11 protein-coding genes are annotated in these 12258 nt (G+C 71.1%); 6 read left to right on the forward strand and 5 right to left on the reverse strand.

The annotated features are described in order from the left end of the window. Window positions 1-72: 72 nt before the first annotated feature. Both LBW94_RS33345 and LBW94_RS33350 read right to left on the reverse strand, forming a co-directional pair. Window positions 73-447: a hypothetical protein gene (locus tag LBW94_RS33345; protein ID WP_225059513.1), complete on the reverse strand. Its 375-nt coding sequence runs from the start codon at window positions 445-447 to the stop codon at window positions 73-75. A 103-nt stretch (window positions 448-550) separates the two neighbouring features. Further along, on the reverse strand, window positions 551-1117 hold the full coding sequence (locus LBW94_RS33350) for a TetR/AcrR family transcriptional regulator (RefSeq protein ID WP_225059512.1): 567 nt from the start codon (window positions 1115-1117) through the stop codon (window positions 551-553). A 148-nt stretch (window positions 1118-1265) separates the two neighbouring features. On the opposite strand from LBW94_RS33350, the gene LBW94_RS33355 reads away from it, so the two are divergent. Further along, on the forward strand, window positions 1266-2078 hold the full coding sequence (locus LBW94_RS33355; protein ID WP_225059511.1) for an alpha/beta fold hydrolase: 813 nt from the start codon (window positions 1266-1268) through the stop codon (window positions 2076-2078). 7 nt (window positions 2079-2085) lie between these two features. On the opposite strand, the gene LBW94_RS33360 is transcribed toward LBW94_RS33355, so the two are convergent. After that, on the reverse strand, window positions 2086-3795 hold the full coding sequence (locus LBW94_RS33360; protein WP_225059510.1) for a phospho-sugar mutase: 1710 nt from the start codon (window positions 3793-3795) through the stop codon (window positions 2086-2088). Between the two features lie 714 nt (window positions 3796-4509). Further along, the gene (locus tag LBW94_RS33365) at window positions 4510-5289 is read right to left on the reverse strand and encodes a purine-nucleoside phosphorylase (protein ID WP_225059509.1); all 780 of its coding nucleotides are present in this window, start codon (window positions 5287-5289) and stop codon (window positions 4510-4512) included. Window positions 5290-5735: 446 nt separating this feature from the next. Between LBW94_RS33365 and LBW94_RS33370 the strand changes: the two genes are divergently transcribed. From LBW94_RS33370 to LBW94_RS33385, 4 genes are all read left to right on the forward strand, one after another. Continuing rightward, complete coding sequence (locus tag LBW94_RS33370) at window positions 5736-6641, forward strand: ribonuclease Z (RefSeq protein WP_225059508.1); 906 nt, start codon at window positions 5736-5738, stop codon at window positions 6639-6641. Between the two features lie 14 nt (window positions 6642-6655). Then, a complete protein-coding gene (locus LBW94_RS33375; RefSeq protein WP_225059507.1) occupies window positions 6656-7360 on the forward strand; it encodes an enoyl-CoA hydratase/isomerase family protein in 705 nt (234 codons plus the stop codon). Window positions 7361-7459: 99 nt separating this feature from the next. Further along, window positions 7460-8644, forward strand: coding sequence for a M20 family metallopeptidase (locus LBW94_RS33380; protein WP_225059583.1), 1185 nt, complete (start codon window positions 7460-7462; stop codon window positions 8642-8644). Window positions 8645-8682: 38 nt separating this feature from the next. Beyond that, window positions 8683-9825 carry a M20 family metallopeptidase gene (locus LBW94_RS33385; RefSeq protein ID WP_416277004.1) on the forward strand — a complete coding sequence of 381 codons (1143 nt, stop codon included), beginning with the start codon at window positions 8683-8685 and terminating at the stop codon, window positions 9823-9825. Window positions 9826-10017: 192 nt separating this feature from the next. On the opposite strand, the gene LBW94_RS33390 is transcribed toward LBW94_RS33385, so the two are convergent. Continuing rightward, window positions 10018-10506 (reverse strand): gamma-glutamylcyclotransferase, encoded by a 489-nt coding sequence (locus tag LBW94_RS33390; RefSeq protein WP_225059505.1) that lies wholly within the window; start codon window positions 10504-10506, stop codon window positions 10018-10020. A 227-nt stretch (window positions 10507-10733) separates the two neighbouring features. Here LBW94_RS33390 and LBW94_RS33395 point away from each other — a divergent pair, with 227 nt between their 5' ends. Then, window positions 10734-12137 (forward strand): NAD(P)H-quinone dehydrogenase, encoded by a 1404-nt coding sequence (locus tag LBW94_RS33395; RefSeq protein ID WP_225059504.1) that lies wholly within the window; start codon window positions 10734-10736, stop codon window positions 12135-12137. Window positions 12138-12258: the final 121 nt, after the last annotated feature.

The raw sequence follows: 12258 nt of genomic DNA on the forward strand, positions 1-12258 counted from the left end.
CCGTTCCCGGCCACGCCGCTCATCTCGGCCCGGCTCCGCCGCACCCGGCCGTTCCCGCCGGGGCGCGGTCGCTCATTTCGGCTCCGTATCGCCGGGCCGGGCCGGACGCAGGATGCGCCGTGCGGCGCGCGGGGTGCGCAGCCGGCGGCTGCGGGCGCGGGCGCGTTCGTTGCGATCGCGCAGGCGGCCGCCCCAGCGGTCCAGTTGCCGTTCCAGCTTGTCCAGCGGCCCGAGCGGCAGGGGAGTGGGCTGCGAGAACATCTCGATGTGCAGGCAGGTCGGGCAGCGGTAGGTGTCGATCGCGTAGTTCGGCCGCTCGGACGGCTCGAACAGCTTGCCACCGACACCTGCGATCCAGCGGCTCACGCCCAGCTCGAATCCCGTGCCCTGGACCAGTCCGGCCTCCAGGCCGGTGCTTCCGCAATGGGTGCAGTGCAGTTCGCTCACCTTCGGGATGATCGCACCGACCGGCGTGCGATTCGAATCGGAATGATCGAAGATTCGCGCAGAATTCATGCGCGCCAAGCCATCCGGACCGGAATGCGGCACGTCACCCGGGGTTCGCGGGCCGATCTCGGAGATAGCGGGTGAGCGTCTCGCGAACACCGGGTTGCCGTTGCCCGGCCTGGAGTTCGAGCAGTGCGGCCTCGGCGACCAGACCGACCCACAACCGCGCGGCATCGTGGGGATGCGGCCAGCCGAGGGCGGCGAAATCCGGCTCGCCCACCGCGGCGCTGCGGGCATTGCGGAGGGCCGCCTCGTCCGCGACGAGCGGTTCGGCGCGCGCCTCCAGCAGCAGCGCCTTCACCCCGCGGTCGCGCAGGCAGGCGTCCAGATAGGCCGTCGTCCCGGCCAGCAGCCGGTCGTATCCGGGGTCGTGACCGGCCATGGCCGTCGCGATGACGGTCTCGAGCCGATCGTGGAATTCGCGGTGCAGGGCCAGCAGATAGCCCGCGCGGGAGCCGAAGTGGTGGAAGAACGTGCCCTTGGCGACACCGAGCTCCTCGACCAGGGCGTTCACGCTGAGCCCGGCCAGTCCGACGCGCTCGGCCAGGCGCAGGCCGCTGTCGATCAGCGCCGACCTGGTGCGCGCGGCGGCGTCCTGCCTGAGATTCATCGGCCGTGCCTCTCCGGGAACCGATGCGGCCCCGCGTGATCCGGTGCCCTTGTGTGCCCGTCGCGCCGACGATAGCATTCCAGTTGACCGACCGATCGGTCATTGAATGACCGATCGGTCGGCATACGACCAAACGAGGGGACGGCCGATGCGCACAGTGCGGACATCGATGGGTGAGGTGGCCTACGAGGAGACCGGCGACGGGCCGCCGGTGTTCCTGCTCCACGCGAATGCCCACGACCACCACGACTTCGACGCCATCGTCCCCGGGCTCGCGCGGGAGCACCGGGTGATCGCGGTCGACTGGCCGGGGCACGGCGCCTCCGCCCCGAATCCGGACGTCACCGCGACGGGGCTGGCCGACGCGCTCGCCGAACTCGTCGCCGCCCTGACGCCGGAACCGGCGGTGTTCATCGGCAATTCGGTCGGCGGCTTCGCGGCGGCGCGCCTCGCGATCGAGGATCCGTCGCGCGTCGCGGGCCTGGTGCTGGTCGACACCGGCGGGTTCGTGCGGCGAACCCTGTTCACCCGTGCGTACTGCCGGGCCTACGCGTTCGCGGCACGACCGCTCTCCGGATGGTTGCTGCCGCGGATCGTGCGCGCCTACACGAAGCCGCGCAGTGCGAACGATCATGCCGTCGTCGACCGGGCCGCCCGCTTCCTCGGCACCGTGTCCGGCCGTGCGACCTACGTCGCGCTGTGGCGCAGCTTCGGCGACCCGGGCTACGACCTCACCGGTCGCGCCGACCGGATCACGGCGCCGACGCTGGTCGTGTGGGGCCGCCGCGATCCGGTCGCACCCCTGTTCATCGGCCGCGCGACGAGCCGGTGCATCCCGGGCGCCCGGCTGGAGGTGCTGGACACCGGGCACATGCCCTTCTCGTCGGCCCCCGACGAGTTCCTGGACCTCGTCACGCCGTTCGTGCGGTCCGCCCTCGATCGGCGGCCCCGGCGCGCGTGACCCGGCCTCACAGCCCGGTGCAGAACGCCCTGATTCCGGAAAGTCGCCGCATCGCAAGCTCTTTCGACTCGGCCAGCGCGGACCTGTCCGAAACCTGCTGCACCACTTCGGCATAGCACTTCAGTTTCGGCTCGGTGCCGGACGGGCGGATCACCAGCCGCAGCGACGGGCCCTCGAATATCAGTGCGTCCGTGCGCATCCGGCCACGAACGGCCGCCAGATCGGTGTACCGCACCGGAACTCCGGCAATCGTCTCCGGCGGCGCGTCCCGCAATCGGCCGACCACGGCCGCGGCCGCCTCCTGATCCGCGAGCCGCAGCGAGATCTGATCGCCCGCGTGCACACCGAATTCGACGGCGTAGTCGTCGAGCACATCGAGTAGCGTGCGGCCCGCCGCGGCCAGCCGGGCCACCAGATCGGCCGCCGCGACCGCCGCCGAGATGCCGTCCTTGTCGCGCACCGCCGCCGGATCCACGCAGTGCCCGATCGCCTCCTCGTAGGCGTAGACCAGCCCGGCGCCCGCCCGCGCGAGCCACTTGAAACCGGTCAGCGTCTCGGCATACCGCGCCCCCCGGGCCGCGGCGAGCGCGCTCAGCAGTCGCGAGGACACGATGGTGGTCGCGACCAGCGAATCCGGCGCCGCCGCGCGCAGCACGTACTCCGCCAGTAGCACCCCCGTCTCGTCCCCACGCAACATCCGCCAGCCGTCCGGCCCCGGCACCCCGACCGCACACCGATCGGCGTCCGGATCGAGCGCGATCGCGACATCCGCCCCGACCTGCGCGGCGAGCGCCAGCAGCAGATCCGCGGCCCCCGGCTCCTCCGGATTCGGGAACGGCACGGTGGGGAAATCCGGATCCGGCGCGAACTGCTTCTCGACCACGTGCACATCACCGAATCCGGCCGCCCGCAATGCGGCGACCGCGAGTTCCCCGCCCACCCCGTGCATCGGCGTCAGCGCGATCCGCAACCCCGCCCGCGCCACGGCCTTCCGCACGACGGAGCCCACCGCATCCGGCCCGGCGCCACCGTGGCGAATTCCGGCGTCGGCAGTGCCGGGCTCCGTGCCACCCGCATCCGATCCGATGCCGCCACCGGTGGCCGGCCCGGCTCCACGAGCGGTATCCTCCGTACCCGGCGTGTCGCCGGGCCCGCCGATCCGTTGCGGCACTTCGGCGACGCGCGCCAGATACCGGCGGACCAGTTCCTCGCCGATCTCGGTGACCGGCGTCGTCGCGGGCAGTTCCGCGATCGTGGGGGAGGGTGCGGCGGCCGTCGGGTCGGCCCGTGCGACCGGGTCGCGCACCGCGTCGATGCACACCTCGATCTCCTGGTCCGCGGGCGGGATCAGCTGGGTGCCGCCGTCCAGGTACACCTTGTAGCCGTTGTCGACCGCCGGATTGTGCGATGCGGTGATCTGCACGCCCGCAACGGCTTTCAATTCGCGGACGGCGAAGGCCAGCACCGGTGTCGGCAGTGGCCGCGGCAGCGGCAGCACCGTGAAGCCCGCCGCCGCGAAGACTTCCGCCGTCACCGCCGCGAATTCCTCGGAGCCGTGCCGCGAGTCGCGCCCGACGACCACCAGACCGCCGCCCAGGCACCGATCACGCAGCCACTGCGCCAGCCCGGCGCTCGCCCGCGTCACGGTCTCGACGTTCATGCCGTCCGGCCCGTCCTGCAACGGCCCGCGCAGCCCGGCGGTCCCGAATCGCAGCATCGATCATCCCTTTCTTCCCGGCGGCCCAGCGTGCGCCGCGTGTGACCGGTCCTCGGTACCGGCCCGGAGCACGCCGCGATCGCCGCCGGCCGTGCTCCGGCCCCCGGGGAATCCCGGCCGTCCTGATCCTGTGGCAGCCGACGGCATCGGCGCGCCGGATCGCACAGCGGGCGAGCCCGTCCGCCGTGCATCGGCCCGTTGCCACCGGGTGTGCGCTTGTCCGGCAAGGGCATTCGCCGACCCGGAACCGGTCGCGCAGCTGTGCCGCAGTTGCGGTTCGGTCCCGTCGTCGACGACCGGCGGCAGTCGGGCCCCGGTGCGGTGGTGTGTCACCGAAATGAACCGAGGCAGTTGATATGTCTCGCACCGAGTCGCGGGCCGAATCACCCGGGCCGACGACTGGAACCGCTGCCGGCCGCGAATGACGGCCGATCGCGGTTGCCGGTCCGGGTTCGCGACGCCTCGGGAAACAGCCGCGGCGGCCGGCATGTTCGCCACGTCGATCACGCAGGGGTAGTTCTCGTTTCGCGGGTTCGGCAGGTGTGAGCCCGGGAATCGGCCCGGACGGAAGTCCGGCACGGGATATGGTCCGGGGCCGACGATCCGGTCGATCCGCCGATTCGACTGGCGCACAGCCGATTCGGGGAACGGCTCGCACCCGCACCCCGCTGCCGTGGATCGAGGCGGTGGTTCGCAGGGCGGCCGTCCGCATGCCTAGAGCCGCTCGAGCACTCCGCGCAGCAGTTTTCCGAGGCGGGGGGCGGCGGCGTGGCCCTCGGCGAGGACTTCGGCGTGCGACAGGTGCGCGCCGGTGACCCCGGCGGCGAGATTGGTGACCAGGGAGATGCCCAGGACCCGGACGCCGAGGGCGCGGCAGGCGATGACCTCCAGCACGGTCGACATGCCGACGAGGTCCGCGCCGACGGTGGCGAGCATGCGGATCTCGGCCGGGGTCTCGTACTGCGGTCCGGTCAGCCCCGCGTACACGCCCTCGGTCAGGCTGGGGTCGATCTCCCGTGCCAGCGAACGCAATTCGGGGTCCCAGGCGTCGACGAGGTCGACGAATTCGGCCCCGGCGAGCGGGGTGCGACCGGTCAGATTGAGGTGATCGGCGATCAGCACCGGTTCACCGACCTGCAATCCGGGGCGGATGCCACCGGCGGCGTTGGTGAGCACCACCGTCGTCGCGCCCGCCGCGATCGCGGCCCGCACACCGTGCACCACCTGGGCCGGCTCGTGGCCCTCGTACAGGTGCTGGCGGCCCATCAGCAGCAACACCGGAGTGTCGCCCACGGACACCGAATGGAGGGTGCCCTGATGCCCTTGCGCGGTGGGCGATCCGAAGCCGGGTACCTCGACCATCGGCAGCGACGTCGCCGGATTGCCGATCTCGGCGGCAGCATCCTGCCAGCCCGATCCGAGCACCACCGCAACCCGGTGGCGCGCAACTCCCGTACGTTCGGCGATCGCCGCGGCGGCCTGTTCGGCAAGCATGCGGCCAACGATAATCCTCTGCGGCGGATACCGCCGATCCGGCCCGCGCGCGTCCCGGTCGCCCTCGTCCGCGCGCCGGTGCGGGTGGTGTCGTGGCTCCCGGCCCGATCCGCGCGTCGGTGCGGGCCGCTGCGGTGGCCGCCCGCGCGAGGGCGGCACACCGTGCGCCACCGGGCACGGTGGCGGCGTGACCGGGCATGATGCCGGGCCGGATCCGGCCGCGGCGGTGCGCAGGTACCGATCGGTGGCGGGGTGGCCGGTGGCGTCGAATCCGCTCGCCCCGGTGCCGCGGAACGCGGTGCGACGGCGGCGTGGGTGCGCACGGCGCCGCGGCTCATGGTGTTCTGTGTCACATATCCGTCCGAGGGGATGCCGGGCGCGTCGCTCCTCGGGCCGCCGCGTGCCGCCGCGCCGGATTTTCGGCCCGGACGCGGCAGGATGGTGGCGTGCGTGAACTCGTGGTGCTGGGGACGGCCAGCCAGGTGCCGACCCGACAGCGCAACCACAACGGTTATCTGCTGCGCTGGGACGGTGCGGGGTTGCTGTTCGATCCCGGCGAGGGCACCCAGCGGCAGATGCTCTACGCGGGCGTGTCGGTGACCGGGGTGACGGCGATCTGCCTCACGCACTTCCACGGCGATCACATCCTGGGGCTGCCGGGCGTGATCGCCCGGTTGAATCTGGATCGGGTGCAGCACCCGGTCGACGTCTGCTTTCCCGCCTCCGGCCTCGACATCTACCGGCGGCTGCGGGACGTGGTGCCCGAATTTCCGGGATTGCGCGAGCATCGGGTCACCGGCGGCGCAATAGCGTTGCCGGACGCCACATTCGAACTGGAGGCCGTGCGGCTGTCGCATCGGGTGGACTCCTTCGGGTATCGCCTCACCGAGCCCGACGGCCGCCGCATGCTGCCGGACCGGCTGGCGGAGTTCGGCCTCGGCGGGCCGATGGTGGGCCGATTACAGCGTGAGGGCGCGGTGCAGTCCCCGGCCGGCCGGACCGTCACCCTCGACGACGTCTCGGCCGTGCGGCGGGGGCAGCGCTTCGCGTTCGTCATGGACACCCGGATGTGCGAGGGCGTCGAGGAACTCGCCGCCGACACCGACATGCTGGTCATCGAGGCCACCTTCCTGGACGGCGAGGCGGACCTGGCCCGCGACTTCGGGCATCTGACCGCCGCCCAGGCCGCGCAGGTGGCGCAGGAGGCCGGTGTGCGCACACTGGTGCTGACCCATTTCTCCCAGCGCTACGCCGACCTGGAGGGTCATCGCGTGGAGGCGCGCAAGCACTTCGACGGTGAACTGGTGGTCGCGGAAGACCTGATGCGGGTGCCGGTTCCGACCCGTCGGTAACTTATGCTCGCGTCATGCCGTATTTGGACCGTGACGGGGACGTGTTCGTGCTCTACCTCGGCAACGAGGGCCAGACCGACAGCGAGAACCGCTTCCATCCCGAGTGGATCGATCAGTTCCAGGCCCTGCTCGACGAGGTCGAGGCCTCGGAGGGACCGGCGGCGCTGGTCACGGTGTCGTCGGGCAAGTTCTACAGCAACGGGCTCGACACCGACTGGCTGTTCGGCAATGTCGACAAGCACTACTGGTACCTGGACCGGGTGCACGCGATCTACAGCCGGCTGCTGACGTTCCCGCTGCCGACGGTCGCCGCGGTCAACGGCCACGCCTTCGGCGCCGGCGCCATGCTGGCCACCTCGCACGACTTCCGGGTGATGCGCACCGATCGTGGCTACTGGTGCCTGCCCGAGGTGCACTTGGGCATGCGGTTCACCCCGGCCATGAATTCGCTGCTGGTCGAGCGACTGCCCAATCAGGTGGCGCTGGAGGCGATGACCACCGGTCGCCGCTACACCGCCGCCGACGCCCGCGCGGCCGGCATCGTCGACGACACCGCGGACCCCGCCGACCTGCTGTCCGCCGCCGTGGCCCGCGCGGCCGCCCTCGCGGGCAACCGCAAACCCAACCTCCCGGTGATCAAGCGCCACCTGCACGAGCGCGTCCTCGCGGGCCTGGCGGTCCCCACCACCGCCGAGAACATGGAGTTCACCGCCGGATAGCCCACCGGGCGCGGCGGCGGCCGCAGTGCAACACTGGGTGCCATGCCGCAGGAGCACAGTGGTCAGGGCACGGAGGCGGTGCGTCCGGCCGATCCGCGGCTGACCGCGCGGTCCGATGCCGTCGTCGCCGCGGTGGCCGACGAGTTGATCGGCCTGTCCCACGCCATCCATGCCGAGCCGGAGCTGGCCTTCGGTGAAACACGCAGTGTCGCAAAGACTCTCGCCCCGCTGCGGGCGCGCGGGTTCGTGGTCGAGACGCCGGTGGCCGAGCTGCCGACGGCGTTCACCGCCACCTACGGCAGCGGTGAGCTGGTCGTCGGGCTGTGCGCGGAATACGACGCGCTGCCCGAGATCGGACATGCCTGCGGGCACAACATCATCGCGGCGGCCGCGGTCGGCGCGGCGCTCGGTCTGGCGGAGGTGGCCGACGCGTGCGGGATCACGGTCACCGTGTACGGCACCCCGGCGGAGGAGAGCGGCGGCGGCAAGGTGCTCATGCTGGAGCGCGGCGTCTTCGATCCGGCGGCGCTGGTGATGATGGTGCACCCCGGCCCGCTCGATATCGTGGGCGCTCGTTCGCTGGCCCTGGCCGACATATCGGTGACATATCGCGGCCGGGAGGCGCACGCCAGCGCCGCCCCCGAACACGGTCGCAACGCCGGTGACGCGGCCACCATCGCGCAGGTCGCCCTCGGCTTGCTGCGACAACATCTCCGGCCCGGACAGCAACTGCACGGTATAGTTGCATCGGGCGGCGTGGCCCCCAACATAGTGCCCGGACATGCGGAACTGCTGTACTATCTACGGGCAGGCGACTCCGCAGCTCTCGACGATCTGATGCAACGCGCGTCGGCCTGCTTCGAGGCGGGAGCACTGGCTACCGGATGCACCCACGAAATCCGGCCGCTGGCACCTCCATATACCGAGCTCACGCCCGATCCGGCGCTACTGTTTGCCTATCGCGAGCAAATTCTCGGCACCGGCCGGGTACCGCTCGCCGAGGCGATCGCGGCCACGCGGCCCCTGGGCAGTACCGATATGGGAAACGTCACCAACGTGATTCCGGGCATCCACCCGGTCATCGGGATCGATGCCGGTGGCGCGGTGACACACCAGCCCGAATTCGCGGCCGCGTGCGTGACCGCCTCCGCGGACCTCGCGGTACTCGACGGAGCCGCCGCGCTGGCCCGTACCGCGATCCAGGTCGTGGGCGATCAATTACACAGAGACAGGCTGTCGGAACACAGAATTCGCAGAACATCGCGACAGGAGGAACGTCGGTGAGCACAAGTGGCCGGTCCGTCCGGACCGGCACGGACGCAGTGGAAGCGTGGCTGAGCGAGCACTCGGAGGATCTGATCGGCTGGCGGCGGCATCTGCACGCCAATCCCGAGCTGTCCCGGACCGAATTCGCCACCACCGAATTCATCGCGACCTGGCTGGTCAAGGCCGGCCTCGAGCCGCGCAAACTGCCCAGCGGCACCGGCTTACTCTGTGACATCGGTCCCGACACCCCGCGCATCGGCCTGCGTGCCGATATGGACGCCCTGCCCCTGCAGGAGTACACCGGCCTGCCCTTCGCCTCCGCCGTGCCGGGCGTGTCGCACGCCTGTGGGCACGACGCCCACACCGCGATCCTGCTCGGCACCGCGCTGGCGCTGGCCGAGATGCCGGAGTTGCCGGTCGGTGTGCGACTGGTCTTCCAGCACGCCGAGGAGGTCATGCCCGGCGGCGCCATCGACATGGTCGCCGCGGGTGCGATGTCGGGCGTGTCGCGGGCGTTCGCGCTGCACTGCGATCCGCGCCTGGAGGTCGGCCGGGTGGGCCTGCGGGTCGGCGCCATCACCTCGGCCGCCGACACGGTCGAACTGGTGCTCGACTCGCCGGGCGGCCACACCTCGCGCCCGCACCTGACCAGCGATCTGGTGTACGCGATCGGCACCGTCATCACCGGCCTGCCGGGCATGCTCAGCCGCCGCGTCGATCCGCGGACCAGCACCGTGATGGTCTGGGGTGCGGTGTCGGCGGGCAAGGCGCCCAACGCGATTCCGCAGACCGGCATGCTGACCGGCACCGTCCGCACCGGCGACCACACCACCTGGGCGCTGCTGGAGCCGCTGGTCCGGGAGATCGTGGAGGGCCTGCTGGCTCCGACCGGCGTGCGCTACCAGCTCAACTACAAGCGGGGCGTCCCGCCGGTGGTCAACGACGAGCACGCGGTGCGGATGTTCGAGGAGGCCGTGCGCGTGCTCGGCCCCGACGCGCTGGCCGACACCGCCCAGTCCGGCGGCGGCGAGGATTTCTCCTGGTACCTGGAGGAGGCGCCCGGCGCGATGGCCCGGCTGGGGGTCTGGTCCGGTCAGGGCGAACAGCTGGACCTGCACCAGCCGACCTTCGACATCGACGAACGCGCACTGGGCGTGGGTGTGCGGGTGCTGTCGAATCTGGTGTTGCAGGCGCGCTAGTCACACGGAGATACGCGGCCCGGGTGCGTGCATCCGGGCCGTTCTCTGTCGCACCGGCCGCCCGCACGCTGCGCGGGAGTCGGCCACCACCCCGGGTCGGTTACCGCGCGCGGCTGCGAGCCACGCGTAGGGCTGCCCGGTCCGGACCGGCGCATCCGGTCGAGCCGGACCACAGGGGCCCGGCCCGCCGGACTACATCAGGCCGCCGTAGGGCGTCCCCGGCCCCACGTTGCGGCTGTTGCGGGTGCGCAGGGCATGCGCGTATTCGCCTGGGGCACCGGCCTTCTCGGCGGCGTCGGCGATGACGCCGAGATAGCGCGCCGAGGGTAGTCCGCCCTCGTACGCATCCAGCACGTACAGCCAGGCCAGCACCGGTTCGGTACCGGTGCCCGGATTCGGGGTCACGCGTAGCCGGATCTTCTTGTGGATACCGAAATCGGAGCCCTCCCAGCGATCGAGGCTCTGTTCGTCCTCGGCGGACACGTCATACAGCACGACGAAAACCCGAGCACCATGCTCCTCGACCACCGTCGCGAGCGGTCCCTCCCAGCCGATGTCGTCCCCGGCGAAGGTGAGGCGCCAGCTCTCGAGCCATCCGGTCCCGTACACGGGGGAGTGCGGACAGCGCTTGAGCATCTGCTCGGGATCCATGTTGGACCCGTAGGCGGCGTATATCGGCACTGGGAAAGCGTAGCGAACAACCGGCCGGGCTCCCCCGGCAAGGTTGGGATTATTTGTCACCATCGCGTTGCGCGTGTGTTCCCGGGCCCCCGGATCCGGTTCCGGTGGGCGAGACTGTTGTCGCGATCACATCCGGTGATGCGGTCAAACGGGGCGAGACCAGGACCGATAACGTTGGTCGGGGCCGGAGATCCCGGACCACACGGCTTCGACAGCGGAGGTAGAACATGTCCCGCATTGCCATCATCGGGGGCGGACCCGCCGGTTACGAGGCGGCCCTGGTGGCGGCCCAGCACGGCGCGTCGGTCACGGTGATCGACAGCGACGGCGTCGGTGGCGCCTGTGTGCTGTGGGACTGCGTGCCGTCGAAGACCTTCATCGCCTCCACCGGCGTGCGCACCGACCTGCGCCGCGCTCGCGATCTGGGCATCACCGTGCACCACGCCCAGGCGCAGGTGCGGCTGCCCGAGGTCAACGCCCGGGTCAAGGCGCTGGCGCAGGCGCAGTCCTCCGATATCCGCTCCAAACTCCAGGCGGCCGGGGTGACGCTGCTGTCCGGCCGCGGCGAGATCATCGATCAGGCTCCGGGCCTGGCCACCCATCTGGTGCTGGCCCGGCTGCTCGACGGTCAGGAGCGGGTCATCGAGGCCGAGGTGGTGCTGATCGCCACCGGTGCCAGCCCGCGCGTGTTGCCCGGCGCCGAGCCGGACGGCGAGCGCATCCTCAACTGGCGGCAGCTGTACGACCTCACCGAACTGCCGAAGACCCTGGTGGTGGTCGGATCCGGTGTCACCGGTGCGGAATTCGTCTCCGCCTACACCGAGATGGGGGTGCAGGTGAAGCTGGTGTCCAGCCGCGACCGGGTGCTGCCCGGTGAGGACGCCGACGCCGCGCTGGTGCTGGAGGACGCCCTCGCCGAGCGCGGGGTGGAACTGGTCAAGCACGCGCGCGCCGACGCGGTGGAGCGCACCGCCGAGGGCATCGTGGTGAAGCTGTCCGACGGGCGCACGGTCACCGGCTCGCACGCCCTGATGACGGTCGGCTCCACCCCCAACACCGCCGGCCTGGGCCTGGAGCGCCTCGGCATCCGGGTGGACAAGGGCGGCTACCTGCGGGTGGACCGGGTGTCGCGCACCCAGGTGCCGGGCATCTACGCCGCCGGTGACTGCACCGGCCTGCTGCCGCTGGCCTCGGTGGCCGCCATGCAGGGCCGCATCGCGATGTACCACGCGCTGGGCGAGGGAGTGCAGCCGATCCGGTTGAAGACGGTGGCGTCGGCGGTGTTCACCCGCCCGGAGATCGCGACCGTCGGCGTCAGCCAGACCGCCATCGACAACGGCGAGGTGCCGGCCCGCACGGTGATGCTGCCGCTGAACACCAACCCGCGGGCCAAGATGTCGGGGCTGCGGCGCGGCTTCGTGAAGATCTTCTGCCGCCCCGCCACCGGTGTGGTGATCGGCGGTGTGGTGGTGGCACCGATCGCCTCCGAACTGATCCTGCCGATCGCGCTGGCGGTGCAGAACAATCTGACGGTCAACGATCTCGCACAGACCTTCTCGGTGTACCCGTCGCTGACCGGATCGGTCACCGAGGCGGCCCGCCAGCTCATGCGGCACGACGATCTGGACTGAGTTCCACTCGGAATCATAAGGCTTCCCCAGCGCTGAGAACATGCGCTACCTGGCGCGATGCGTGCTGTGGCGCAGGGCTTTCCGTCCGCCTTGCCGGAATCTTGCTCGTGTGGTTCACTTC

This window comes from Nocardia sp. alder85J, assembly GCF_020176955.2.
Lineage (GTDB): Bacteria > Actinomycetota > Actinomycetes > Mycobacteriales > Mycobacteriaceae > Nocardia.